Origin of the sequence: Streptomyces sp. NPDC001339, from assembly GCF_042895955.1 — a bacterium.
In the GTDB taxonomy this organism is placed as follows: Bacteria; Actinomycetota; Actinomycetes; order Streptomycetales; family Streptomycetaceae; genus Streptomyces.
In genome coordinates this window covers 593,021-618,296 of sequence record NZ_JBIAWT010000007.1, presented here as the reverse complement: position 1 = coordinate 618,296, position 25,276 = coordinate 593,021, and the positions used below count along the sequence as shown (strand labels likewise).

24 protein-coding genes are annotated in these 25,276 nt (G+C 71.1%); 11 read left to right on the top strand and 13 right to left on the bottom strand.

The annotated features are described in order from the left end of the window. Window positions 1–8 precede the first annotated feature (8 nt). Window positions 9–818: an ABC transporter ATP-binding protein gene (locus ACFY12_RS23615; RefSeq protein WP_390717832.1), complete on the bottom strand. Its 810-nt coding sequence runs from the start codon at window positions 816–818 to the stop codon at window positions 9–11. Window positions 819–908: 90 nt separating this feature from the next. Here ACFY12_RS23615 and ACFY12_RS23610 point away from each other — a divergent pair, with 90 nt between their 5' ends. Next, window positions 909–1,721, top strand: a complete 813-nt coding sequence (locus ACFY12_RS23610) for a hypothetical protein (protein ID WP_390717831.1) — start codon at window positions 909–911, stop codon at window positions 1,719–1,721. A gap of 170 nt (window positions 1,722–1,891) precedes the next feature. On the opposite strand, the gene ACFY12_RS23605 is transcribed toward ACFY12_RS23610, so the two are convergent. From ACFY12_RS23605 to ACFY12_RS23590, 4 genes are all read right to left on the bottom strand, one after another. Further along, window positions 1,892–2,137: a chaplin gene (locus tag ACFY12_RS23605; protein ID WP_390717830.1), complete on the bottom strand. Its 246-nt coding sequence runs from the start codon at window positions 2,135–2,137 to the stop codon at window positions 1,892–1,894. A 68-nt stretch (window positions 2,138–2,205) separates the two neighbouring features. Next, window positions 2,206–2,607 carry a chaplin gene (locus ACFY12_RS23600; protein ID WP_390717829.1) on the bottom strand — a complete coding sequence of 134 codons (402 nt, stop codon included), beginning with the start codon at window positions 2,605–2,607 and terminating at the stop codon, window positions 2,206–2,208. 245 nt (window positions 2,608–2,852) lie between these two features. Further along, complete coding sequence (locus tag ACFY12_RS23595; protein ID WP_066932634.1) at window positions 2,853–3,500, bottom strand: response regulator transcription factor; 648 nt, start codon at window positions 3,498–3,500, stop codon at window positions 2,853–2,855. Beyond that, window positions 3,493–4,689 carry a GAF domain-containing sensor histidine kinase gene (locus ACFY12_RS23590; protein ID WP_390717828.1) on the bottom strand — a complete coding sequence of 399 codons (1,197 nt, stop codon included), beginning with the start codon at window positions 4,687–4,689 and terminating at the stop codon, window positions 3,493–3,495. Before ACFY12_RS23590 ends, ACFY12_RS23595 begins: the two co-directional genes overlap by 8 nt. Window positions 4,690–5,083: 394 nt before the next feature. On the opposite strand from ACFY12_RS23590, the gene ACFY12_RS23585 reads away from it, so the two are divergent. The 3 genes from ACFY12_RS23585 (at window position 5,084) to ACFY12_RS23575 (ending at window position 8,582) form a co-directional block, all read left to right on the top strand. Continuing rightward, window positions 5,084–5,785 (top strand): nitroreductase family protein, encoded by a 702-nt coding sequence (locus ACFY12_RS23585; RefSeq protein ID WP_390717827.1) that lies wholly within the window; start codon window positions 5,084–5,086, stop codon window positions 5,783–5,785. A gap of 313 nt (window positions 5,786–6,098) precedes the next feature. After that, entirely contained in the window at window positions 6,099–6,773 is a 675-nt protein-coding gene (locus tag ACFY12_RS23580) for a transglycosylase SLT domain-containing protein (RefSeq protein WP_390717826.1), read from the top strand. A gap of 141 nt (window positions 6,774–6,914) precedes the next feature. Further along, on the top strand, window positions 6,915–8,582 hold the full coding sequence (locus ACFY12_RS23575; protein ID WP_390717825.1) for an IS1182 family transposase: 1,668 nt from the start codon (window positions 6,915–6,917) through the stop codon (window positions 8,580–8,582). A gap of 87 nt (window positions 8,583–8,669) precedes the next feature. On the opposite strand, the gene ACFY12_RS23570 is transcribed toward ACFY12_RS23575, so the two are convergent. Beyond that, complete coding sequence (locus ACFY12_RS23570; RefSeq protein WP_390717824.1) at window positions 8,670–11,246, bottom strand: FHA domain-containing protein; 2,577 nt, start codon at window positions 11,244–11,246, stop codon at window positions 8,670–8,672. 434 nt (window positions 11,247–11,680) lie between these two features. Here ACFY12_RS23570 and serB point away from each other — a divergent pair, with 434 nt between their 5' ends. Beyond that, window positions 11,681–12,928, top strand: coding sequence for a phosphoserine phosphatase SerB (serB, locus tag ACFY12_RS23565; RefSeq protein WP_390717823.1), 1,248 nt, complete (start codon window positions 11,681–11,683; stop codon window positions 12,926–12,928). Between the two features lie 173 nt (window positions 12,929–13,101). Here the strand turns inward: serB and ACFY12_RS23560 are convergent, their stop codons facing one another. The 3 genes from ACFY12_RS23560 to ACFY12_RS23550 all read right to left on the bottom strand — a co-directional run bounded on the left by ACFY12_RS23560 (window position 13,102) and on the right by ACFY12_RS23550 (window position 15,395). Beyond that, window positions 13,102–13,620: a SixA phosphatase family protein gene (locus ACFY12_RS23560; RefSeq protein ID WP_390717822.1), complete on the bottom strand. Its 519-nt coding sequence runs from the start codon at window positions 13,618–13,620 to the stop codon at window positions 13,102–13,104. A 145-nt stretch (window positions 13,621–13,765) separates the two neighbouring features. Next, complete coding sequence (locus ACFY12_RS23555; protein WP_258527861.1) at window positions 13,766–13,882, bottom strand: SGM_5486 family transporter-associated protein; 117 nt, start codon at window positions 13,880–13,882, stop codon at window positions 13,766–13,768. Between the two features lie 16 nt (window positions 13,883–13,898). Continuing rightward, entirely contained in the window at window positions 13,899–15,395 is a 1,497-nt protein-coding gene (locus tag ACFY12_RS23550) for a CynX/NimT family MFS transporter (RefSeq protein WP_390717821.1), read from the bottom strand. 73 nt (window positions 15,396–15,468) lie between these two features. Between ACFY12_RS23550 and ACFY12_RS23545 the strand changes: the two genes are divergently transcribed. Continuing rightward, window positions 15,469–16,146 carry a FadR/GntR family transcriptional regulator gene (locus ACFY12_RS23545; RefSeq protein ID WP_390717820.1) on the top strand — a complete coding sequence of 226 codons (678 nt, stop codon included), beginning with the start codon at window positions 15,469–15,471 and terminating at the stop codon, window positions 16,144–16,146. A 137-nt stretch (window positions 16,147–16,283) separates the two neighbouring features. On the opposite strand, the gene fabI is transcribed toward ACFY12_RS23545, so the two are convergent. Both fabI and fabG read right to left on the bottom strand, forming a co-directional pair. After that, window positions 16,284–17,054: an enoyl-ACP reductase FabI gene (gene fabI, locus ACFY12_RS23540; RefSeq protein WP_390717819.1), complete on the bottom strand. Its 771-nt coding sequence runs from the start codon at window positions 17,052–17,054 to the stop codon at window positions 16,284–16,286. Between the two features lie 5 nt (window positions 17,055–17,059). Continuing rightward, the gene (gene fabG, locus ACFY12_RS23535; protein WP_066932611.1) at window positions 17,060–17,764 is read right to left on the bottom strand and encodes a 3-oxoacyl-[acyl-carrier-protein] reductase; all 705 of its coding nucleotides are present in this window, start codon (window positions 17,762–17,764) and stop codon (window positions 17,060–17,062) included. Window positions 17,765–18,002: 238 nt separating this feature from the next. Between fabG and ACFY12_RS23530 the strand changes: the two genes are divergently transcribed. The 3 genes from ACFY12_RS23530 (at window position 18,003) to tyrS (ending at window position 22,568) form a co-directional block, all read left to right on the top strand. Continuing rightward, window positions 18,003–19,535: a TldD/PmbA family protein gene (locus ACFY12_RS23530; RefSeq protein WP_390717818.1), complete on the top strand. Its 1,533-nt coding sequence runs from the start codon at window positions 18,003–18,005 to the stop codon at window positions 19,533–19,535. Continuing rightward, window positions 19,532–20,995 carry a metallopeptidase TldD-related protein gene (locus ACFY12_RS23525; protein ID WP_390717817.1) on the top strand — a complete coding sequence of 488 codons (1,464 nt, stop codon included), beginning with the start codon at window positions 19,532–19,534 and terminating at the stop codon, window positions 20,993–20,995. The genes ACFY12_RS23530 and ACFY12_RS23525 overlap by 4 nt, the downstream gene beginning before the upstream one ends. Window positions 20,996–21,164: 169 nt before the next feature. Continuing rightward, a complete protein-coding gene (gene tyrS / locus ACFY12_RS23520; protein WP_390717816.1) occupies window positions 21,165–22,568 on the top strand; it encodes a tyrosine--tRNA ligase in 1,404 nt (467 codons plus the stop codon). A gap of 109 nt (window positions 22,569–22,677) precedes the next feature. Here tyrS and ACFY12_RS23515 read toward each other — a convergent pair whose 3' ends face one another. Further along, window positions 22,678–22,956: a GlsB/YeaQ/YmgE family stress response membrane protein gene (locus tag ACFY12_RS23515; protein ID WP_390717815.1), complete on the bottom strand. Its 279-nt coding sequence runs from the start codon at window positions 22,954–22,956 to the stop codon at window positions 22,678–22,680. 231 nt (window positions 22,957–23,187) lie between these two features. Here ACFY12_RS23515 and ACFY12_RS23510 point away from each other — a divergent pair, with 231 nt between their 5' ends. Together ACFY12_RS23510 and ACFY12_RS23505 are read left to right on the top strand one after the other, a co-directional pair. Then, a complete protein-coding gene (locus ACFY12_RS23510; RefSeq protein ID WP_390717814.1) occupies window positions 23,188–23,562 on the top strand; it encodes a DUF3099 domain-containing protein in 375 nt (124 codons plus the stop codon). Window positions 23,563–23,780: 218 nt separating this feature from the next. Further along, window positions 23,781–24,044 (top strand): hypothetical protein, encoded by a 264-nt coding sequence (locus ACFY12_RS23505; RefSeq protein WP_390717813.1) that lies wholly within the window; start codon window positions 23,781–23,783, stop codon window positions 24,042–24,044. A gap of 28 nt (window positions 24,045–24,072) precedes the next feature. Here ACFY12_RS23505 and moaA read toward each other — a convergent pair whose 3' ends face one another. Continuing rightward, on the bottom strand, window positions 24,073–25,062 hold the full coding sequence (gene moaA, locus ACFY12_RS23500; RefSeq protein ID WP_390717812.1) for a GTP 3',8-cyclase MoaA: 990 nt from the start codon (window positions 25,060–25,062) through the stop codon (window positions 24,073–24,075). Window positions 25,063–25,276: the final 214 nt, after the last annotated feature.

Genomic DNA, 25,276 nt, shown 5'->3' with positions numbered 1-25,276 from the left:
GGTGCGGCTCAGGCCAGCGGGAGGCCCTGCGCGGTCCAGCGGTCGCCGGTCCGCTCGACGACCAGCGGCAGACCGAAGCAGTGCGAGAGGTTGCTCGAGGTCAGTTCCAGGTCGATCGGCCCGGCGGCCAGCACCTTGCCCTGACGGATCATCAGGACGTGGGTGAAGCCGGGGGCGATCTCCTCGACGTGGTGGGTGACCATGAGCATCGAGGGGGCGAACGGGTCGCGGGCGAGGCGGCCGAGGCGGCGCACCAGGTCCTCACGGCCGCCGAGGTCGAGGCCGGCGGCCGGCTCGTCCAGCAGGAGCAGCTCGGGGTCGGTCATCATCGCGCGGGCGATCAGGGTCCGCTTGCGCTCGCCCTCGGAGAGGGTGCCGAACTTCCGGTCGAGGTAGTCGTTCATGCCGAGGCGGTCGAGGAAGGCGCGGGCGCGCTGCTCGTCGATGTCCTCGTAGTTCTCCTGCCAGTGCGCGGTCATGCCGTACGCGGCGGTGAGCACGGTCTCCAGGACGGTCTGGCTGCGCGGCAGCTTGTCGGCGAGCGCGATACCGGCGACGCCGATGCGCGGGCGGAGGTCGAAGACGTCGACCTTGCCCAGCTGCTCGCCGAGGATCGTGGCGGAGCCCTTGGTCGGGAAGAGGTAGCTGGAGGCGACGTTCAGCAGGGTGGTCTTGCCGGCGCCGTTGGGGCCGAGGATCACCCAGCGCTCCCCCTCCTTCACCGACCAGGAGACCTTGTCCACCAGAGCCCGTCCATCGCGGACCACGGATACGTCCACCAGCTCCAGCACATCGCTCATGAGCGCGTTGTCTCCCATTGCATCTCGGTCGTCGCCTGCACCGGTAGGCGCAGCCCCTCAGCAAACCTACGCCACTCATTGTCAGTGCTGTTCCCTAGGCTGGGGAGCATGCTCAATGAACCTCGTTCAGGCCGCCTGGCAGCATGGGGAAATGCCCTGATTGCCGGACTTGTCTCACCTGATGACGCCGTGCACCGGATCACGGACGACGGTGCGGTGCACCGCGTGGAGGGCCTGCCCGGGGAGGGCGCGCCGGTCGGGCTGACGCTCGCGCTGGGACGGCTGCGGGCGCTGGGGGCGACCGGCCTGCGGGTGGCGCTGCCGGTGCCGGGGCATCCGCTGGGGCTGTGCGGGCCGCCGGAATTCAACGCCCGGGCGCTGGAGGCCGGGGAGGCGGTGCTCGCGACGGGCGCCGGGCTGGGGCTGGTCCCCGAGACGTACGAGGCCGGGCCGGAGGGCGGGGCCGCGCCGGATGTGCATGTGGAGGTGGTCTGGCGCTGCCTGCCGGTGCGGGAGGCGCCGCCGGCCGATGTGCCGTCGCTGGGCGAGGCGGAGCGGGAGCTGGCGGAGGCGCTACGGGAGGCGACCGAGGTGCTCTCGAAGCTGGATGTGGCCGGGTCCGGTCCGGTGGCGGAGGCGGCGCTGGAGGCGTACCGGGCGCGGGCGGAGGCCGGGCGGCAGGTGCTCGCTCCGGGATATCCGCCACGGGCGGTGCGGGTGCTGGAGCTGGCGCAGCGGGTCGGCGCGCTGATCGGGATCGCACACGCCGCGGGTGGTGACGGGGAGCACGGCGGAGCGGTGAGCTCATCGGAGATCGCGGCCCGCGCGGAGGCGCTGCGGCCGGTGGAGCGTACGGCCCGGCGGGCGCAGGTGGCGGCGTACAACTCCGCGGCGGAGGAGCGGGAACGGCACCGGGGGTGAGGCGGTGAAGGGGTGAGGTGAAGCGGGGCCGAGGAAGAGAACAGGGGGCGCAGGGCGGGAACAACGAGGCGGGCCCCGCCGGACCATTGTGTGGTCTCCGACGGGGCCGTAGCCGAGAGGGGCCGAACAGCCCTGGGCAGGGCGAGCTGTTCACCCCGGCTCGGACAACTTCAGCCGTTCGAGCTGGTGTTGTCAAAGGTGGGGTTGAGTGCACCGATGACAGTGGCGGTGTTGCCGGTGGCGTTCACGGGGACGTGCACCGGCGCCTGAACGAGGTTGCCCGAGCCGATGCCGGGCGAGCTGACGGCCTTGCCATTGGCGTCCGCGCCGTCGTGGGCGAACGCGGATCCGGTGGCGGCGCCGAGGGCCAGACCGGCACCGGCAACGACGAGGGCGGCCTTCTTGACAGTGTTCATGATGTGAGTGTGAGTTCCTTACGCGGCGGCGCGGGGCCGCAGATGGCAGATGACGGTCGTCGGGTGCCTCAGCCGTTGGTGCTGCCGTTGGCGAAGGCGGGGTTGCCCACGCCGATGGCGTTGATGGTGTTCCCGGTGACGTTCGCGGGGATGTTCACCGGCGCCTGCACGTTGTTGCCGGAGCCGACGCCCGGGGAACCCGCGGCCTGGCCCTGCACGCCGTTCTGGGCGCTGTTGTCGCTCGCCTGACCGAAGGCGGGGTTGAGCAGGCCGACGATGTTGGCGCTGTTCCCGGTGGCGTTCACGGGGGCGTTCACCGGCGCCTGCACGTTGTTGCCGGAGAGGGTGCCCGGGGAGCCTGCCGCCTGGCCGACGGTGTCCGCGGTGTGGGCCGAAGCGACGCCGGCGCCCGCGAGGGCGAGGCCGCTCGCCGCGAGAGTGACGGCCGCTGCGCGCTTGATGTTCTTCACTTCTCTTGCTCCTCATTGCCGTTGCCGTGACCAGCCGCCACGACTGCCCTGGACAACGGCCCGGCGCGAGGAGGGATACGCCAAACGGGCTATGGCTACACGACAGTATGAATCTCTGATCGGAAGTCGACGTTCGGCTTGACGCATTGTCGTACGTGAGGACCGTCGGACCTCACGGCCAGGCCCCGGTCCAGCCCGCGTCCGCCCCCGCTCAGGACCCGATCAGGGCCCTGCTCAAGCCCTGCTCAAGCCCCGATTCCGTGCCGTACGGCCCAGAGTGCGGCCTGGGTACGGTCAGCGAGGTCGAGCTTCATGAGGATGTTGGAGACATGGGTCTTGACGGTCTTCTCGGACAGCACCAGCGCACGGGCGATCTCCCGGTTGGAGCGGCCGTCCGCGATCAGCCCGAGCACCTCGCTCTCCCGCTCGGTGAGCGAAGTGCCGCGCCCCTGGCCGCCGTTGCCCTCGTCCTGGGAGAGCAGCGCCCCGGCCACCTCGGGCTGCAGCAGGACATGCCCGGCGTGCACGGAGCGGATCGCGGTGGCCAGCGCCTCCGGATCGATGTCCTTGTAGACGTAGCCGGCCGCGCCGGCGCGCAGCGCCGGGACGACGGTGCGCTGTTCGGTGAAGCTGGTCACCACCAGCACCCGGGCGGGGTTGTCCAGTTCACGCAGTTTGCGGAGCGCCTCGATGCCGTCCATGCCGGGCATCTTGACGTCCATCAGGACGACGTCCGGGCGCAGTTGCTCGGCGGCGGCGATACCCTCGGCCCCATCGGAGGCCTCCCCCACCACCTCGATGTCGTCCTGGACCTCCAGGAAGGTGCGCAGCCCCCGGCGGACGACCTGGTGGTCGTCGACGAGCAGTACGCGGACAGATCCGGTGTCAGCCACCGGGCACCTCCATCTCCACAGCGGTGCCCTTGCCGGGCTCCGATTCCACGGTGAGTGTGCCGCCGACGCCACTGGCTCGGTCGTGCATCGACACCAGTCCGAGGTGACGGCCGGCCCGGCGGACCGTTCCCGGGTCGAAGCCGCGGCCGTCGTCGGCGATGCGCAGCAGCGCTCCCTGGCCGTTACGGGAGAGGGTGACCTCCACGCGTGCGGCGTCCGAGTGCCGCAGGGCGTTGTGCAGGGCCTCCTGGGCGACCCGGAGGACGGCCTCCTCCTGGGCGGCGGGCAGCGCCCGCACCCCGTGGGCCGCGAAGGTGACCCGGGCCGAGTGGGCCCGGTCGAGGACCTGGACCTGGGAGCGCAGGGTGGCGACCAGACCGTCCTCGTCCAGGGCGGCGGGACGCAGCTCGACAACGGCGGCGCGCAGTTCGTCGGCGGCCTCCGCGGCGAGCGCGGCGACCTGGTGGAGCTCGTCCTTGGCGCGGGCCGGGTCGCGGTCGACCAGGGCGGTCGCGGCCTGGGCGGTCAGCCGGAGCGAGAAGAGCTTCTGGGAGACCGCGTCGTGCAGTTCGTGGGCGAGCCGGGCGCGCTCACCGGCTATGGTCAGCTCGCGGCTGCGCTCGTAGAGGCGGGCGTTGGTCAGGGCGATGGCGGCATGCTGGGCGAGGATGCCCAGGAGGCGCTCGTCGTCCTCGGTGAAGCCGCAGCGGCCGCCCTCCTCGCAGCTGCGTTTGCCGGCCGGGCTGCCTTTGTCGGCCGGGCTGTCTCCGCCCCGGTGGCGTTTGTTGGCCAGGAAGAGGGCGCCGAGGATCTCATCGCCGTCGGCGACCGGCAGGCCGAGGAAGTCGGACATGTCCGGGTGGGCCGCGGGCCAGCCGCCGAAGCGGGGGTCCTCACGGACGTCGGCGAGCCGTTCGGGGGTGGCGTTGTGCAGCATCGCGGCGAGGATGCCGTGCTGGCGGGGCAGCGGGCCGATGGCCTTCCACTGCTCGGCGCTGACGCCGTCGACGACGAACTGGGCGAAGCCGCCGTGGTCGTCGGGCACCCCCAGGGCGGCGTACTCGGCGTCCAGCAGCTCGCGGGCCGAGGCCACGATCGTCTTGAGGACGTCGCGCACCTCCAGATGCCTGCTCATCGCCAGGATCGCGGTACTCACCGCGGGGATCCCGGCTCCCGGTCCATTGCTCATGGCTTCACCGTACCGGCGGTGTGACCTGCGCGTATCGGTCCGGCGACGCCTGCCGCCTACGTCCCCCGGCCTAGGCCGAACGCCCTGGGCGCGGAGGGTTTTGCCCCTATTGCGTAATTCCAGGTTTTTCTCCTATCCACCCTCGTATGGGAAAGACGCTCCTTATATAGGGGGCGCCTTTCGCAGGGGCGCATTCGACGATGACCGCACATGCGATTACGTACTATTCAAACCCTTATTTCAAGAATGCCCGAAATGCCGGATTGTCCGGTTCATGTCCTTATGCATGGATAGGCGAGGCGGCGGCGACATGAGAAGCGAGCCGAGGGCGGCGAACCGGCACGGATTCGGCGATCCGCGCCCCTGCCGCCGGACCGGGTCCCAGACTCGATGCATGACGCATTCAACGAGGAGCTGGACGCCGACCCACGGCGAGCCCTACCGGCCGGTGCCGTACCGGCCCGAACGGATGCCCCCGGCCGAGTCGCTGGCCCGCGCCGCCGAGCTGCGGGAGCGGATGAGCCGGCGGCGTACGGTCCGCCAGTTCGCCTCCGACCCGGTGCCGGAGCAGGTGGTCAGGGACGCGATCGCCTGTGCGGCCACCGCACCGTCCGGGGCACATCAGCAACCGTGGACGTTCGTCCTGGTCAAGGACCCCGAGGTGCGCCGCCGGATCAGGGCGGCGGCGGAGGCGGAGGAGCAGGTCTCCTACGACGGGCGGCTGGGCGAGGAGTGGCTGGCGGCACTGCGGCCACTGGGGACGGACGAGGTCAAACCGCATCTGACGGACGCGCCGCAGCTGATCGTGGCCTTCCAGCAGCGGCACTGGCTGGGCCCGGACGGCAGCAAGCGCAAGCACTATTACGTGGACGAGTCCGTGGGGATCGCGGTCGGCATGCTGCTGACCGCGCTGCACCTGTCGGGGCTGGCGGCCCTGGTGCACACGCCGAGCCCGATGCGCTTCCTCCAGGAGGTGCTCCAACGGCCCGCCAACGAGAAGGCGTTCGCGGTGATTCCGGTGGGGTACCCCGCCCCGGAGTGCGAAGTGCCCGATTTGGTCCGAAAGTCTCTTGACCAGGTCATGGTGGAGATCTGACCTCTACGGACTGTGCAATCGCAATTACGTCTGGCGAGACGGCCCCTTCGGCGGTGTGACGCCGCGCATAGGGCGCAGCTCACTTACGACCCGGGTTAGTGGATCCGTAAAGAACGCGTGAGCTGGGAATTCGTGGTGCAGGACGCGATATTCCCGGTCCGGGTTCCACTAACCCGGATCGTATGTCACACCTTTGCCGGGGCAATTTTCGGCCGCTAAGAATGGCTCCCGTCGCTCGGCGCCGTGCTCAGTACTCGGCGTTCGCCTCCGCTCATGGCCCGTGCGATGTCCCCCATCGGAAGGTCGTCCCGCCATGTCCAAGCCCGCCGTCCCCGGTCTTCATCGCCTGACCCGGACCCACAAGATCACCGCCGCCGGTGTCGTCGCAGCCGGCGCCGCCGCTCTGGTCTTCTCCACCCTTCCGGGCGCGGACACCGACCCCGCCAAGCCCCAGGCCGTCGCCGCCGAGAACGTGAAGCCGGTCGCCTTCGCCGCGGTCGACACCGCCGCCAAGACCCAGCAGGCCACCATCGCCAAGCAGGCCGACCGGTCCGCCGCCAAGGGCAAGGCCGAGGCCGCCGCCAAGGAGCGCGAGGCGAAGCAGGCCGCCAGCCGGTCCGCGGTCCGTACCGCGATTCCCGCCGCCGCGAAGGCCGTCAAGACCTACCCGGACACCCTCGACGGCTGGATCCGCGAGTCGCTGGACGTCCTGGCCCAGAAGGGCATCCCGGGCTCGTACAACGGCATCTACCGCAACATCATCCGGGAGTCCTCCGGCAACCCGATGGCGATCAACCTCTGGGACATCAACGCCCAGAACGGCATCCCGTCCAAGGGCCTGCTGCAGGTGATCGACCCGACCTTCAGGGCGTACCACGTCGAGGGCACGTCCTGGAACATCTACGACCCGGTCGCCAACATCACCGCAGCCTGCAAGTACGCGGCCGCCCGGTACGGCTCGATGGACAACGTGAACTCCGCGTACTGAGCCGGCGTCCCACGTACACAGCGCCGAGGGGCGGCACCCGCAGTCGGGACACCGTTGGCGAATGCCCCTTGCGACGTGACGTCGGCCTGTTCCACCGCGTTGGTGGGGCAGGCCGATGTTGTGTTTGGGGTGGGGTTGACGGTGTCGTTGCGTCCTGAGGTACCGGCGGACGTGCCGGAGGAGACAGTGAGGGTGGCTCGTGCGGCTTTCCCAAAGGGCTGTCTGGCCGTTCGGGTGCGTGACGTTCTCGGCCCGGTCTTCGTGGACGGGGAGTTCGTGGGGCTGTTCTCTGACCGGGGGCGGCCGGCGGCATCGCCGGGCAGGCTGGCGATGGTCTCGGTGTTGCAGTTCGCCGAGGGCCTTTCGGACCGGCAGGCCGCGCACGCGGTGCGGTCGAGGATCGACTGGAAGTACGCCCTCGGCCTGGAGCTGACCGACCCCGGCTTCGACTTCTCCGTGCTCAGCGAGTTCCGTGACCGGCTCATCGCGGGTGGCGTCGAGGCCCGGTTGCTTGATGCGGTCCTGGAGGACGCCTCCGCGGCCGGGCTGCTCAAGGCCGGCGGGCGACAGCGCAGTGATGCCACACATGTCCTGGCCGCGGTGCGGGATCTGAACCGGCTGGAGTCGGTGGTCGAGACAGTGCGGGCAGCGCTGAACGCGCTGGCCGTGGCCGCCCCGCAGTGGCTGGCCGGTCGAACGCCACCGGAGTGGTTCGACCGCTACTCTGCCCGGCCAGAGGACACGAAGTTCCCCAGCCGGTGGGCCGCCCGGGTCGGGCATGCCGAACAGGTCGGCCAGGACGGCATGACGCTCCTGAGATCCGTCTGGTCCGCCGATGGGCCTGCCTGGCTGCGCCAGCTGCCGGCGGTGGAGTTCCTGCGGCAGATGTGGGTGCAGGAATACCAGGTCAGCGACGATGTCGTCGTCTGGCGCAAGCCCAAGGACTGCCCGCCCGGGCGGTTACGGGTCCGCTCACCCTACGATTCGGACGCCCGCAATGGCGTCAAACGCGACCGGGCCTGGTGCGGCTACAAAGTCCACCTGACCGAGACCTGCGAGCCCGATGCTCCGCATCTGGTCACCGAGGTGGTGACCACCACCGCCGCCGTCACCGATTTCGAGGTCACCGACAAGATCCACGATGGCCTCGCCCGGCGGAAGCTGACCCCGGACGTCCACTTGCTCGACGCCGGCTACGTCGACGCCGCACACCTGGTGGCCGCCCGCCGCGAACACGGCATCGAACTGGTCGGACCGGTCAACACGAACACCGGATGGCAGGCCGCCGCGAACAACGGTTACACCATCGACGACTTCACCATCGACTGGGACAACAAACGTGTGACCTGCCCGAACGGCAAAAGCAGCACCCAGTGGCAGCACGACCGGCGACGTTTGGAAGGCCCGGTGATCAGGGCCAGATTCTCACCCGCCGACTGCCGCCCTTGCCCCTCCCGCGACCAGTGCACCCGCGGCGTCACCTACATGGGCCGCGAGATCACCCTGCGGCACCGGGACGAACACGAAGCACTACGCACGGCCAGACGGGACCAGCAGACCAAGCAGTGGCAGAAGCGCTACGGGCACCGCGCAGGCATCGAAGGCACCATCGCCCAAGGAGTCCGCGCCTTCGGCCTGCGCAAGTCCCGCTACCGAGGCCATTCCAAAACGCACCTGCAACACGTCCTGACCGCCGCCGGAATCAACCTCGTCCGCCTCAACGCATGGCTCACTGGCACCCCACTCGCCCCTACCCGCACTTCACACTTCGCAGCACTCAGCCCCACCGGATCAATCCGGTGGGGCTGAGTGAAGGGGCATTCGCCAACGGTGTCCCGACTGCGGGTGCCGCCCCTCGGCGCTGTCGTACGGCGGTGCGGCCGTACCGGGGATGCGCTACTTGCGCATGACCTCCGGCTCGTGGCGGCGCAGCAGGCGCGCGACGACGAAGGCGAGCGCCACCCCCACGCTGAGCAGGATGATCATGTCCATCACGTAGACACCGGTCTGGTGCTTCCAGAGCGGGTCGGGGTTGCCGGGCTCCCACGGCAGCAGCGTGTTCATGTCGGCGGTCGCGCCCATCGCGGCCACCGCCCAGCGCGACGGCATCAGCCAGGCGAACTGGGCGACACCGGGGGTGTCGAAGAGCTGGAAGAGCACGCCGGTGAAGACGACCTGGACGATGGCGAACATGACCAGCAGCGGCATGGTCTTCTCCGCGGTCTTGACCAGCGCGGAGATGATCAGGCCGAACATCATCGAGGTGAAGCCCAGCGCGATGATCGCCAGCGCCATCTCGAGCGCCGGGGCCTTGGGGAGGACCAGGCCCTCGGCGGGCATGTTCCGGGTCGCGAAGCCGATCGTCGCGATGATCACGCCCTGGATGGCGGTGACCACCCCCAGCACGATCACCTTGGACATCAGGTACGCCGACCGCGACAGGCCGGTGGCCCGCTCGCGCTCGTAGATGACCCGCTCCTTGATCAGCTCGCGGACCGAGTTGGCCGCGCCGGAGAAGCACATCCCGACCGCGAGGATCAGCATGATCGTGCTGGCGTCGCGGTTGGGCCGGAAGCCCAGCTTGTTCATCGGCCCGTACGCCAGGCCGTGATCGCTGGGGATCAGTATCGAGACCACGCCGAGCACCGCCGGCAGGATCAGCATCAGGCCCAGGAAGCCCCGGTCGGAGGCGAGCACCGAGACATAGCGCCGCATCAGCGTCCACAACTGCGAGCCCCAGCTCTGCTGCTTCTGCATCCGGGCCGGCGGCGGCTGGACCGCCACGGACTGCGGGGCGACCGCGTCGATGTCGGCGGCGTACCGCTGGTAGTGCGGGGAGCCGCGCCAGCGGCCCATCCAGTCGTAGTCGCGGTAGTTCTCGAAGGCCGAGAAGACATCCGCCCAGGAGTCGTACTGGAAGAAGTTGAGCGCGTCCTCGGGCGGGCCGAAGTAGGCCACACCACCGCCGGGGGCCATCACCAGCAGCTTGTCGCAGAGGGCGAGTTCGGCCACGGAGTGGGTGACGACCAGGACCGTACGGCCGTCGTCGGCGAGGCCGCGCAGCAGCTGCATGACATCGCGGTCCATGCCCGGGTCGAGGCCGGAGGTCGGTTCGTCCAGGAAGATCAGCGACGGCTTGGTCAGCAGCTCCAGGGCGACCGAGACGCGCTTGCGCTGGCCGCCGGAGAGCGAGGTGACCTTCTTGTCCTTGTGGATGTCGAGCTTGAGCTCGCGCAGCACCTCGTCGATACGGGCCTCGCGCTCGGACTCCGCGGTGTCGCCGGGGAAGCGGAGCTTGGCGGCGTACCGGAGCGCCTTCTGGACGGTCAGCTCCTTGTGGAGGATGTCGTCCTGCGGGACCAGCCCGATGCGCTGGCGCAGCTCGGCGAACTGCTTGTAGAGGTTCCGGTTGTCGTAGAGGACATCGCCCTGGTCGGCGGGGCGGTAGCCGGTCAGCGCCTTGAGCAGGGTGGACTTGCCGGAGCCGGACGGGCCGATGACGGCGATCAGCGACTTCTCCGGGACGCCGAAGGAGACGTCCTTGAGGATCTGCTTGCCGCCGTCGACGGTGACCGTGAGGTGCCGGGCCGAGAAGGAGACCTCGCCGGTGTCGACGAACTCCTCCAGCCGGTCGCCGACCAGCCGGAAGGTGGAGTGGCCGACGCCGATGATGTCGTTCGGGCCGATGACGGCGGTGCCGGACCTGGGGACCGGCTGGCCGTTGACGTAGGTGCCGTTGTGGCTGCCGAGGTCGCGGATCTCGAAGCGGCCGTCGGGGGTGGCGCGGAACTCGGCGTGGTGGCGGGAGACCTGGAGGTCGGAGACGACCAGCTCGTTCTCCAGCGCACGGCCGATGCGCATCACCCGGCCGAGGTCGAGGCGGTGGAAGGTGGTCGGGCTGCGGTCGCCGGCCGGCCGCTGCGCGGAGCCCTCCTGGGCCTGCTGGGCCTGCTGGGCCTGCTGCGGGGGTACGGACCGCTGCTGGGCGGCGGCCTGCTGGGGCGGGACGTACGGCGCCTGCTGCCCCTGCGGCGGCGCCTGCCAGCCCTGCTGGGCGGGCGGCTGCTGCACCGGCTGCTGCTGCGCGGGGGGCGCCTGCCAGCCCGGCGCGGCCTGCTGCTGCGGTGCCGCGGCGGTCTGCGCCCCGAAGGCGGCGCCGGCGGCCGGTGCCGCGGCGGACAGGGTCACGCGGGGGCCGTCGGTGGCGTTGCCCAGGTGCACGGTCGAGCCGGGACCGACCTCCACCTGCTGGATCCGCTGTCCCTGGGCGTAGGTGCCGTTGGTGCTGCCCTGGTCTTCGATGATCCAGCTGCGGCCGGACCATCGCACGACAGCGTGCCGCCAGGAGACCCTGGCATCGTCGAGCACCATGTCGCCCTGCGGATCACGGCCCACGTTGTAGGACCGGGACGGATCGAGCGTCCAGGTCCTTCCGTTCAATTCGAGTACGAGTTCAGGCACTCCATGCCCCATTACATAGTCCCCCGAGTGACGCCCTGTGCGGGAAGTCTAGGGATGGCGAACATCGTGAGGAACTATTTCAGGCTCGGACCGCGGACCGGAAACCGGGACGGGGACGGGGCGCGGGCGGGGCACGGACGGCTGCCGCGGGACGCGATGCGAGTCCCCCCAAGAGGCCTCATGATGGGATGGAACAGATGAATTCCCGACAGAAGACGATGGACCTCGCGGATCATCACCGGCCCGGTGCACCGTCAGTCCGGACGCGCCCCGAACATGCCTTCCCGGCAACGGCGTTGGCGTTCCGGGAGACGGTCCGGGCCTCCGGCGCGGGCAGGCCGGACACGACTCCGTAACGATCGACATCACGACAGACGGGACGCCGCGGTCCGAACCCCGGACACGCGTACGTACCCGACGCCCCCGGCGGTTACCGTAAGGGCACCATGAGCGCATCGCAGACCCCGCCTGCCACCGCCGTACCGGGCGATGACGAACCGACCCTTCTCGTGAAGATCTTCGGCAAGGACCGGCCCGGCATCACCGCAGGCCTCTTCGACACCCTCGCCGCCTACTCCGTCGATGTCGTGGACATCGAGCAGGTGGTGACCCGGGGGCGCATCACGCTGTGCGCACTAGTCACCGCCCCCGCCCCCACCCATGGCTCGATCGGCGCCACTGAGGGCGACCTCCGGGCCACCGTGCACAGCTGGGCCGAGTCGATGAACCTCCAGGCGGAGATCATCTCCGGCCGGGGCGACAACCGCCCGCGCGGAACCGGACGTTCACACGTCACCGTGCTGGGACACCCGCTCACCGCGGAGTCCACGGCCGCCATCGCGGCCGCCATAACGGCCACCGGCGGCAATATCGACCGTATCTTCCGGCTCGCCAAGTATCCGGTGACCGCCGTGGAATTCGCGGTCTCCGGCGCGGCCACCGAAGTGCTGCGCACCGCGCTGGCCCTGGAGGCGGCGCACCTGGGAGTGGACGTCGCCGTGGTGGCGGCCGGGCTGCAGCGGCGGGCGCGGCGGCTGGTCGTGATGGACGTCGACTCGACGCTGATCCAGGACGAGGTCATCGAGCTGTTCGCCGCGCACGCCGGCTGTGCGGCCGAGGTGGCCGAGGTGACCGCCGCCGCGATGCGCGGGGAGCTGGACTTCGAGCAGTCGCTGCACGCCCGGGTCGAGCTGCTCGCCGGGCTCGACGAGTCGGTGGTGGAGGCCGTACGCAAGGAGGTGCGGCTCACCCCGGGGGCGCGCACCCTGGTACGGACCCTCAAGCGGCTCGGCTATCAAGTCGGCGTCGTATCGGGCGGTTTCACGCAGGTCACCGACGCGCTCAAGGACGAGCTGGGGCTGGACTTCGCCAGCGCCAACACCCTGGAGATCGTGGACGGCAAGCTGACCGGCCGGGTCACCGGCGGCGTCGTGGACCGGGCGGGCAAGGCCCGGCTGCTGCGGGAGTTCGCGCACCAGGCGGGGGTGCCGCTCGACCAGACCGTGGCGATCGGCGACGGGGCGAACGATCTCGACATGCTCAACACGGCCGGTCTCGGGGTGGCCTTCAACGCCAAGCCGATGGTGCGGGAGGCGGCGCACACCGCGGTGAACGTGCCGTTCCTGGACACCGTCCTGTACCTGCTGGGCGTCACCCGCGAAGAGGTCGAGGCGGCGAAGACGCACGCCGAGTGAAGACACAGGCGAAGGCACAGACGAGGACACAGGCCGAGTGGCGGCCTGAAGACGCACGCCGGGTGAGGACGCACGCCGAGTGACGGCCTGAAGACGCATGCCGAGTGACGGCCTGGTGGGCCGGTCCCCGGTCCCCGCGCCCAGGCGCCGGGACCGGGCTCCATGCCCCGGTCTCAGGCGTGCGGCGCCCAGAACGCGGCCAGCCGTCCGACGCCGTGCTCGACCGACTTCCAGGAGCCGCCGAAGGTGAGCACTGCCATCGCGGCGGTCGGGAAGCCGCTGCGGTTCATCCGCGACAGCAGATCGCCGTCGGCCTCGCCCGCGAGCGCGTCGGCGAGGGCATGCACACCCGGGTTGTGGCCGACCAGCATCAGGTCGTTCACGTCGTCCGAGGTCTCGTTCAGCAGCGCGATGAGCTCGCCGAGGGATGCCTCGTAGAGCCGCTCGTCATAGACGGTCCTGGGCCGCTGGGGGAGTTCCGAGACGACGAGCTTCCAGGTCTCCCGGGTACGGACGGACGTCGAGCACAGGGTCAGATCGGGGATGATCCCGGCGCCGGCCAGCCAGCGGCCGGCGACGGGGGCATCCTTGCGGCCGCGGTCGGCGAGCGGACGGTCATGATCGCTGGTATCCGACCATTCGGCCTTGGCATGGCGGAGGAGGACAATCCGGCGGGGTGTATCGACGCTCATGCGTCCCAGCTTCGCATGAAAGACGACCCCTGGCGCGGGGTGTTGACGAGCTCCCCCCTGCAGGGTGACGCCATGTGAGGGCGGCCGTCGGACACCCGGGAGGACGCCCCGGCCGGTGGCCCGGTCGGTCCGGCCGGTGGCCCGGTCAGGGTGCGGCGAGGCTCGCGACGATGGCGACGACGGCGGTCACGGCGAGCATCACGCCCAGGACGAGGAGCAGCTTCTTCTGGCCGCCCTGGGGATTCGGTTCGAGCACTGGCATGCGCCCAGTGTCGCATTCACCCCTCGTCCTCGATCCGGCGGTCCCGCCCGGCCAGCACACCCACCGCGACCTGCGGCACCATCAGCCCCGCCATCAGGGCGATCGGCGGCCCCCAGCCGCCGCTGCGCTCGTAGAGCGTGCCGACCAGCAGCGGCCCGGGGATGGAGATCAGATAGCCGACGCTCTGTGCGAAGGCCGACAGCTTGACGATCCCGGCCGAGCTGGTGGACCGCATCCCGATCATGGTGAGGGCCAGCGGGAAGGAGGAGTTGGAGACGCCCAGCAGCAGCACCCAGGCCCAGGCGCCGGCGGCCGGCGCCAGCCACAGTCCGGCGTACCCGGCCAGACCGCAGAGGCCGAGCAGCACCACGAGCGGACCCTGATGCCGCATCCGGGCGGCCACCCGGGGCAGCACGAAGGAGAGCGGGATCCCCATCCCCATCGTGACGGCGAGCAGCACCCCCGCGCTGCCGGCGGGGACCCCGGCGTCACGGAAGATCTGCGGCAGCCAGCCCATCACGACGTACGCGGCGGTGGCCTGCAGGCCGAAGAAGACGGCGAGCGCCCAGGCGGTGGGCGACGAGGTGATCCGTATCGGTCGTATCGGGGTTTCCGGTGTCGGCCGTACCGGGGCTTCCCCGGACGGCGCGGCACCGCCGGCGGCCGGTCCGGAGGCCGCTGAGCCGACCCGTCCGGACCCGACCCGTCCGGACCCGTCCGGTCCGCAGGCGGCCGGTCCGGAGGCGGCCGGACGCCGGCGCGCTACCGTGAGCCAGGGGATCACCGCGACTGCGCCCAGCACCGCCCACACCGCCAGGCCGGTGCGCCAACTGCCGCCCAGCGCCTCGGTCATGGGCACGGTCAGCGCCGCGGCGAGCGAGGTGCCCAGGGCCAGCGCCATCGAGTAGAGCCCGGTCATCGGGCCGACCCGGTCGGGGAACCAGCTCTTGATGACGACCGGCATCAGCACGTTGCTGACCGCGATCCCGGCCAGCGCGAGGGCGCTGGCGGCCAGGAACCCGGCGGTGCCACCGGCGTACGGGCGCACCGCGACGCCCACGGCGATCGCCGCCATGCCCGTGCAGACCACCGCGCCCGGTCCCCAGCGCCGGGCCAGCCGGGGCGCCATGACGCCGAAGACGGCGAAACACAGCGGCGGCACGGAGGTCAGCAGTCCGGCGAGGGTGCCGCTCATACCGAGGCCGTCGCGGACCTCCTCCATGAGCGCGCCCAGGCTGGTGATGGCGGGCCGGAGGTTGAGCGCCGCCAGGACGAGACCGGCCATCACGATTCCCGGCAGCCAGCGGCCGACCGGCCCGCGAACGGGGCCGAAGCCGGGGCCGGGGCCGGGGCCGGAGCCGGGGCCGGAGCCGGGGACGGCGCCTCGGCCGAGGGCGGGCTCACGGTCCGGAACGGCGGCGGCCGGCCGCTGGGGGCCGTGCGCCGTCGGTGCGCCGGAGGGCGTACGGGGCTCGGCCGCGGCGCCGAGGGTCGCGAGGTCGTCGTCTGCCATGGACGTCATCATAGAATCATGGGACGAATGCTTGTCCAACGAATATTCGCTCGATCTACCCCGGAGCTGTGCCATGCCTCCTCTGACCTCGCCCCGCCGGTCCGCGCTGGCCGACCAGGTGATCGCTCAGCTGCGCGCCCAGATCACCTCCGGCGAGTGGCCGGTGGGATCCCGTATCCCCACCGAGCCGGAGCTCGTGGAGCAGCTCGGGGTGGCCCGCAACACCGTCCGTGAGGCGGTCCGCGCCCTGGCGCACAACGGGCTGCTGGACATCCGGCAGGGCTCGGGCACGTACGTGGTGGCGACCAGCGAGCTGGCCGGGGTGATGCACCGCCGGTTCGCGGACGCCGAGACCGGCCATGTGGCCGAGCTGCGCAGCGCCCTGGAGGCGGCCGCCGCCCGGCTCGCCGCGCAGCGCCGGACCGCACAGGACGTCCGGCAGCTCGACACGCTGCTGGCGCGGCGCGAGGCGGCCTGGGAGTCCGGTGCGGCCGAGGCCTTCGTGCAGGCGGACGCGACCCTGCACATGGCGGTCGTGGCGGCCTCGCACAACGAGGTGCTCGCCGAGATCTACGCCGACCTCGGCAGCGTCCTGCGCGACTTCCTGCGCGCCGACGTCGGCGAGGAACTGCGGCCCGAGGCGCATATGGACCACTCCCGGCTGGTGGAGGCGATCCGCGCGGGCGACGCCGACCTGGCCGCCGCCGAAGCGGGCGCGCACCCCTTCGGCTGCCGGCCGGGGCCGGGGTAGCGCGGAGCCCGTCACACGTGCCGCGTGCCGCGAACGTCCGCCGCAACGCGTACTGCCCGCCCCGGCGGCCGGGACGGGCAGTACGCAATACGCAATGCGAAAGACGAAGAGGACGATGGGGACGTCCGGGTCGGGCGTCAGGCACCCATCATGTGCACACCGCCGTCGACGTGCACGATCTCCCCGGTCGTCCGCGGGAAGAAGTCGGACAGCATGCCGACGACACCGCGGCCGGCCGGCTCCGGGTCGGCCAGCTCCCAGCCGATCGGGGCGCGGTGGTTCCACACGTCCGCCAGCTCCTCGAAGCCGGGGATGGACTTGGCGGCCATCGACTTGATCGGGCCGGCCGAGACCAGGTTGCAGCGGATGCCCTTGGGGCCCAGGTCACGCGCCAGGTAGCGGTTGGTGCCCTCCAGCGCCGCCTTCGCCACGCCCATCCAGTCGTACTTGGGCCAGGCCATCTGCGCGTCGAAGGTGAGGCCGACGACCGCGCTGCCCGGGTGCAGCAGCGGCAGCAGGGCCATGGTCAGCGACTTGTAGGAGTACGCCGAGACCTGCACGGCCGTCGAGACGTCCTCCCAGCTCGCCTCCAGGAAGTTGAAGGCGCCCTGCGGGCCGAAGGCGATGGAGTGCACGATGCCGTCGAGGCGGGCGTCCCCGCCCAGGTGCTCGCGGACCTTGTCGGCCAGCCCGTCCAGGTGCTCCTGGTTGGTGACGTCCAGCTCGATGACCGGGGCTTCCTTGGGGAGCCGCTTGGCGATCCGCTCGACGAGCGAGAGCCGACCGAAGCCGGTGAGGATGACCTCGGCGCCCTCGTTCTGGGCGACCTTGGCCGCCTGGAACGCGATCGATGCCTCGGTCAGAACACCTGTGACCAGGACGCGCTTGCCTGCGAGGATTCCACTCATGCTGATCAGTGACCCATGCCCAATCCGCCGTCGACGGGAATGACGGCTCCGGTGATATACGCGGCCTCGTCGGAGGCCAGGAAGCGGACCGAGGAGGCGATCTCCTCGGGCTGCGCGTACCGCGCCAGCGGCACCTGCTTGACGATGTTGTCACGCTGCTCGTCGGTGAGCGCCCGGGTCATGTCGGTGTCGACGAAGCCCGGCGCGACGACGTTCACGGTGATGTTGCGGCTGCCCAGTTCGCGGGCGAGCGAGCGGGCGAAGCCCACCAGGCCGGCCTTGGAGGCGGCGTAGTTCGCCTGGCCCGGGGCGCCCATCAGGCCCACCACGGACGAGATCAGCACGATACGCCCCTTACGGGCCCGCAGCATCGCGCGGTTGGCGCGCTTGACCACCCGGAACGTGCCGGTGAGGTTGGTCTCCAGGACCGAGGTGAAGTCCTCCTCGGACATCCGCATCAGCAGCTGGTCACGGGTGACGCCGGCGTTGGCCACCAGCACCTCGACCGGACCCTGCTTCTCCTCGATCTCCTTGTACGCCTGCTCGACCTGCTCGCTGTCCGTGATGTCGCACTTCACGGCCAAAAATCCCGCGGGCGGCTCGCCCGAGCGGTAGGTGATGGCGACCTTGTCGCCTGCCTCGGCGAAGGCACGGGCGATGGCGAGGCCAATGCCGCGGTTACCTCCGGTGACCAGAACCGAGCGGCTCAAGAGATCACCCTTTCCGTTTCCTGTCCGTCCTGCGTTCGCTACGAAACTAGCGGTCACAGAGCCCTTCCGTGGAATCGACCCCGGACAGGGGCGCGCCCCTGTCGCTGTCGGATCCCCACAGAACCACCCCTGGACGAAGCCCCACAGCCGCCCCCGACGCGCCTCGCCGCCACCGGGGTGCGCTGGGCCGCGGACGCACCACAGGGCATGATGCAGGCGCCGACCACGGGAGGACGCTTTGGCTGTTGCACCCCATGCCCTCGACGAGACATTCCTGGCGCTGCCGCTGCGCGCGCTGGCCGACGCCGCGCTGGCCCGCGCCCGCGCGCTGGGCGCCGACCACGCGGACTTCCGCCTGGAACGCGTCCGCAGCGCGTCCTGGCGGCTGCGGGACGCCCGTACGGCCGGGACCTCGGACACCACCGACCTGGGTTACGCGGTACGGGTGGTGCACGGCGGGGCCTGGGGCTTCGCGTCCGGGGTGGACCTGACGATGGACGCGGCGGCCCGGGTGGCCGCGCAGGCGGTGGCCATGGCGAAGCTGTCCGCGAAGGTCCTCCAGGCGGCGGGCTCGGACGAACACATCGAGCTGGCCGATGAACCCGCGTACCCGGACCGGACCTGGGTCTCCTCGTACGAGATCAACCCGTTCGACGTACCGGACGCCGACAAGACCGGGCTGCTCGCGGAGTGGAGCGCGCGGCTGCTGGCCGCCGAGGGCGTGGCCCATGCGGACGCGTCGCTGATGACCGTCCAGGAGAACAAGTTCTACGCCGACACCGCGGGCACCAGCACCACCCAGCAGCGCGTCCGCCTGTACCCGCAGCTGACCGCGGTCGCGGTGGACCCGGCCAGCGGCGACTTCGACTCGATGCGCACCCTCGCCCCGCCGGTGGGGCGAGGGTGGGAGTACCTGACGGGCACGCACTACGACTGGGACGGCGAGCTGGCGCGGATCCCGGAGTACCTCGCCGAGAAGATGCGCGCGCCGGGCGTCGAGGCCGGCACGTACGACCTGGTGGTGGACCCGTCCAACCTCTGGCTGACGATCCACGAATCGATCGGCCACGCCACCGAGCTGGACCGGGCGCTGGGTTACGAAGCCGCGTACGCGGGAACCTCGTTCGCGACCTTCGACCAGCTCGGCAAGCTGGCCTACGGCTCCCCGATCATGAACGTGACCGGCGACCGGACCGCCGAGCACGGCCTGGCCACGATCGGCTACGACGACGAGGGGGTGGCCGCGCAGTCCTGGGACCTGGTGAAGGACGGGACCCTGGTCGGCTACCAACTCGACCGCAGAATCGCGAAACTGACGGGCTTCGCCCGCTCCAACGGGTGCGCGTACGCGGACTCCCCCGGCCATGTGCCGGTCCAGCGGATGGCGAACGTCTCGCTCCGTCCGGCACCGGACGGCCCGTCCACCGAGGAGCTGATCTCGGGGGTGGAGCGCGGCATCTACGTCGTCGGCGACCGCTCCTGGTCGATCGATATGCAGCGGTACAACTTCCAGTTCACGCAGCAGAGGGCATACACGATCCGGAACGGACGCCTTTGCGGCCAGGTCCGGGACCTTGCCTACCAGGGAACAACCCCCGACTTCTGGGGCTCGATGCGCGCGGTCGGCGGCCCGGACACCTACGTCCTGGGCGGCGCCTTCAACTGCGGAAAGGCCCAGCCGGGCCAGATCGCGGCGGTGTCGCACGGCTGCCCGTCCGCCCTGTTCGAGGGCGTGAACATCTTGAACACCACGCAGGAGGCCGGTCGATGAGCGCGCGTACGTCCCGTACCACCGCACCGCACGAGATCGTCGAGCGGGCGCTGGAGCTCTCCCGCGCCGACGGCTGTGTGGTCATCGCCGACGAGCACTCCGGCGCCAATCTGCGGTGGGCGGGCAACGCTCTCACCACCAACGGCGTCACCCGTGGGCGCACTCTCACGGTCGTGGCCACCGTGGACGGCGCGCAGGGCACCGCGTCGGGTGTGGTCTCGCGGTCCGCGGTGACCGTGGACGACCTGGAGCCGCTGGTACGGGCCGCGGAGGCGGCGGCCCGGGACGCCGGGCCGGCCGAGGATGCCCAGCCGCTGGTCGCCGGCGAGAAGGCGTCCGCGGACTTCACCGACGCGCCGGCCGCGACCTCCTCGGACGTCTTCGCGGCGTTCGCGCCGGCCCTCGGCGAGTCCTTCCGGCAGGCGCATGCCGGAGGGCGGGAGCTGTACGGGTTCGCCTGCCACGAGGTGGTCTCGTCGTATCTGGGCACCTCGGCCGGGCTGCGGCTGCGGCACGACCAGCCCACCGGGACGCTGGAGCTGAACGCCCGGGCCGCCGGCGCCGAGGGGGCGGTGCCCCGCTCGGCCTGGGCGGGCCGCGCGACCCGCGACTTCACCGACGTCGATCCGCGGGAGCTGGACAGCGAGCTGGGCCGGCGGCTGGGGTGGGCCGGGCGGCGGATCGAGCTGCCCGCCGGACGGTACGAGACGCTGCTGCCGCCGACCGCCGTGGCCGACCTGCTGATCTACCAGATGTGGTCCTCGGGGGCCCGGGACGCCACGGAGGGCCGTACGGTCTTCTCCAAGCCGGCCGGCGGGGACGGCGACGGGGACGCGGCGGGGCGGGCCGGCGGCCGCACCCGGCTCGGCGAGCGGCTCAGCGAGCTGCCGCTGACGCTGCGCAGCGACCCACGGGCGCCCGGCCTGGAGTGCGCGCCGTTCGTGCTGGCGCACTCCTCCGGCGACGACGCGTCGGTCTTCGACAACGGGCTGCCCCTGACGGCGACCGACTGGGTGCGCGAGGGCGTGCTCAACCGGCTGCTGACCACCCGGCACTCCGCCGGGCTGACCGGCCTCCCGGTGGCGCCCGGCATCGACAACCTCCTTCTGGAGGGCGGCGGTTCGCGCTCCCTGGACGAGATGGTGGCGTCCGCCGGGCACGACGGCCCGGCGCTGCTGCTGACCTGCCTGTGGTACATCCGTGAGGTCGACCCGGCGACGCTGCTGCTGACCGGGCTGACCCGGGACGGCGTCTACCTGGTCGAGAACGGCGAGGTGGCCGGCGAGGTCAACAACTTCCGGTTCAACGAATCGCCCGTGGACCTGCTGTCCCGGGCCGTGGAGGCGGGCCGTACGGAGCGGACGCTGCCGCGGGAGTGGAGCGACTACTTCACCCGGGCGGCGATGCCGGCGCTGCGGATCCCGGACTTCAACATGAGCTCGGTGAGCCGGGGGGTGTGAGCGACCGGGGGGCTCTCCGGCCTCCGGGAGGCGGGCGGGCGCGCGACGGGAGCACGGTGGGCGCGCGGCGGGAGCGGACGCGGGCGGGCGCACAGCCGGGTGTCGGTGCGGGCTAATAGACTGTCCGCCTGTCCTCCCGTTTCGGGAACCACGATCGATCAGGAACGCCATGACACGCCTCGGCGAATCCGTCGCCCGCGCCAGCACTCTGCTCTCCGCCGACCTCTCCTCGGACGCCACGGTCCGGGAGCTGCTCCAGGAGACCGGCGCGCGGCGCTATCTCGACCTGACGGACCTGCCCGCCAAGGAGCAGGCCGAGCTGATCGCGTCCCGTACGGTCGAGGTGCTGCCGGGTGTGGAGCAGCTGGCCGAGCGGATCGAGGAGCGCCGGGCGGCCGGCCGGGGCCTGCACATCAAGCTGGGCATCGACCCGACGGCGACCGATGTGCACCTGGGGCACGCGGTCCCGCTGATCGTGCTGAGCCGTTTCCAGCGGCTGGGCCATGACGTCACGCTGATCATCGGCGACTTCACCGCCAAGATCGGCGACCCGTCGGGCCGGACCGCGGAGCGCCCGCCGCTGACCGACGAGGACATCGCGCACAACCTCGCCACCTACCGCGAACAGGTGCGCCCGTTCTTCGACTTCGAGAAGGTCAGCTTCCGGCAGAACAGCGAGTGGCTGGCGCCGTACACCTTCCCCGAGCTGCTCTCGCTGCTCGCCCAGGTGCCGGCCTCGCAGCTGCTGCAGCGTGAGGACTTCCGCAACCGGCTCGCGGCCGGTGCGGGCCTGACGATGACGGAGCTGCTGTACCCGATCGCGCAGGGCCTGGACTCGGTGGCGCTGGCGTGCGATGTGGAGCTGGGCGGCTCCGACCAGCTGCTCAATCTGCAGATGGGCCGCAAGCTGATGGAGCTGCGCGGGCAGCAGCCGCAGCTGGTGGTCACCATGCCGCTGATCGAGGGCACGGACGGCACCGGCGCCAAGATGTCCAAGTCCAAGGGCAATTACGTCGGGCTGAGCGCACCGGCCGACGATGTCTTCGGCAAGATCATGTCCGTGCCGGACCGGCTGATGGAGCCGTACCTGAAGGCCTGGACGGAGTGGACGGACGAGGAGATCACCCTCGCCCTGGGCCGGGTCGCGGACCGCTCGCTGCACCCGATGGATCTCAAGAAGATCCTCGCCGGCGAGGTCGTGGCCGCGCTGTACGGCCTGGAGGCGGCGATGGCGGCGCGGGCCGGGTTCATCGCGCAGTTCTCCAAGAAGTCGTTCTCCGACGTGGAGTCGCTGCCGGTCGTCGATGTCGCCGAGCACGGCGCGGAGACGGTGGCGGCGGTGCTGACCAAGGTGCTGGAGTTCACCCCGAGCGCCTCGGCGGCGCGCCGGCTGGCCAAGCAGAACGCGCTGCGGCTGGTCGTGGAGGGCACGGACGGCCAGCAGACGGTGGTGCTCGCGGAGGCCGACGCGATCCGGCCGCTGGCCGAGGTCCTCGCGGAGCGGCTGGCGGACCCGGCCGGCGCCGCGTACCTGAAGGCCGGCCGGAAGCTGGCCCAGCTCCAGGGCCGCTGACGACAACCGCCGACGGCAGTCGCCGACGGACGCGGCCGGTGCGCAGCGCAGCGCACCGGCCGCATCACGTCAGAAGCGCCCCGGGCGGTCTCCTTCCGGAGCGCCCTGGCTAGGTGGTCCCTTTCCCTCGCCCGCGCATGGCCACCCAGAGGCGGTCGCCGATGGCCACGATGACGACCGCGCCGGCCAGCTGCAGCAGGTGCCGGATCCAGTCGATGCCCTTGGTGTCGGCGACGCCGATGCCGGACGCCACCCAGTTGCCGGCGGCAGCGCCCAGCATGCCGAAGATGATGGTCAGCCAGAGCGGGATCTGCTGCTTGCCCGGGATGACGGCCTTCGCGATCAGGCCCAGCACCAGGCCCACGATGATGGCCCACAACCACGTCATGTTGCCTCCTCTTGCGGCGCGGTGCGCACGCGGCCGCACCTGGGGGCCGCCCCGTCAGTGTCACTCCGCATCGGCTACGGCGCACGCCGGAGGCGGTGGTACGCAGAGTGTCAGGCATGCCCTCGTACGGAGGCAGGCCCCGGTCTCGATGGCGTCGCAGGAGCGGCGTACCGTGGAAACCGACCGGACATCGGGGAGAATCCGGCGCGACTGAGCAGGTGGTGGAACGTGATGCGGAAGCAGAGCAGCGCCCAGGCCTTCCGGATCACGGGGGCCCGTCAGGGGCTCTCCGAGGATGTGCGCGGCCGTCAGCGGCGGTATGTGATCTCGATGTCGGTGCGGACGGTGGCGGTGCTGCTGACGGTCGTGCTGTGGAACGTCGAGCGCCCGGTTGCCATCGCGACGCTGGTGCTGGGCCTGGCGCTGCCGTACATCGCGGTCGTGATCGCCAACGGGGGCCGGGAGAACGTCTCTTCACTCCCGAAGACCTTCATCGCGGGGCCGACCAGGCCGATGCTGGCGCCGGGCCCGTCCGACCCCCAGGCGGAATCCGTACCGGAGCGGCCGGCCCCGGACTCCTCCGGGCCGCGGCGCGACGCCGACTGATCTCCATTCGGTCTGCAAAGCTCAAGAAAAGCTCAGATCAATCATGGAGTTCCGGTGCACTCCGCACCATCCCCCGTGACATACTGCGTACGCGCTCCGCATCCCCCGTCGGAGCGACGGACCGACGCCGGGCGGCTCCCCCCGTGGCTGCCCGGCGTCGCCATGTCCGGCCGTGGCCGCGGGCCGACGGCCGGGAGGGCGGACGTAGGGTTGAGACCGTGAACTCCCCTGATCTTTCCGGCTCCGCGGACCGTGCAGACGGTACCGAGCATGCCGTCATCTGCTCCGCCAAGGGCTGCCGCACCGCCGCCGTATGGGTGCTGGCGTGGAACAACCCGAAGCTGCACACCCCGGAGCGCCGCAAGACCTGGCTGGCCTGCGAAGAGCACCGGGAGCATCTGTCGCAGTTCCTGGGCGTACGCGGCTTCCTCAAGGACGTCGTGACGCTCGAGGAGTGGGAGGCGTCGGCCGGCGAGCGCTGACGGGGGGCCACCGGGGGGACCGGGACGGTCAGCCGCCGATCGACGACATCGGGCGCTCGGGCTGGAGGAAGGACGGGTCGTCCAGGCCGGAGCCCGCCTTCTTGCCCCACATCGCGCGCTGCCATATGCGGGCGATCTCCTCGTCCGCCGCACCGGAGCGCAGGGCCGTGCGCAGGTCCGTCTCCTCGGTGGCGAACAGGCAGGTACGGACCTGGCCGTCGGCGGTCAGCCGGGTGCGGTCGCAGGCGCGGCAGAACGGGCGGGTGACGGAGGCGATGACGCCGACGCGGTGCGGGCCGCCGTCCACGATCCAGCGCTCGGCGGGCGCGGAGCCGCGCTCGTCCCGGCCCTCGGGGGTGAGCACGAAGCGGGTGCGCAGTGAGGCGAGGATGTCACCGGCGGTGATCATGCCCTCGCGCCGCCAGCCGTGCTGGGCGTCGAGCGGCATCTGCTCGATGAAGCGGAGCTCGTAGTCGTGGGCGATCGCCCAGGCGAGCAGGTCGGGAGCCTCGTCGTCGTTGAGGCCCGGCATCAGGACGGCGTTGACCTTGACCGGGGTGAGGCCGGCCGCATGGGCCGCCGCCAGGCCGGCGAGTACGTCATCGTGGCGCTTGCGGCGGGTGAGGGCCTGGAAGACGTCCGGCCGCAGGGTGTCCAGCGAGACATTGACCCGGTCGAGGCCGGCGTCGCGCAGGGCGGCGGCCGTGCGCTGGAGGCCGATGCCGTTGGTGGTCAGCGACATCCGGGGGCGTGGGGTGAGGGCGGCGACGCGCTCGACGAGGCCGACGAGGCCGGGGCGGAGCAGGGGCTCACCGCCGGTGAAGCGGACCTCGTCGACACCCAGGTCGCACACCGCGATACGGATGAGACGGACGATCTCGTCATCAGTGAGCAGATCTGGCTTGGCGAGCCACTGCAGACCTTCTTCGGGCATGCAGTACGTACACCGCAGATTGCAGCGATCGGTCAGCGAAACGCGCAGGTCGGTGGCCACACGGCCGTAAGTGTCGATGAGCACGAGGCCCCTCCCCGACGGATGGTGATCGGCTGCCTTCGGCGGTGGATCATTACGGTTCCGAGCCTATGCGATGGGTGTGACAGCGAGCAGGGCGCAGAAGCACGAGGTGGGCGGGGGGGGGGGGGGCAGGAAAAAACAACCCCCCCCCCCCCCCCCCCCCCCCCCCCCCCCCCCGCGGGCGCCACCCGGCCCCCCGCCGAAAAAAAACACGGCG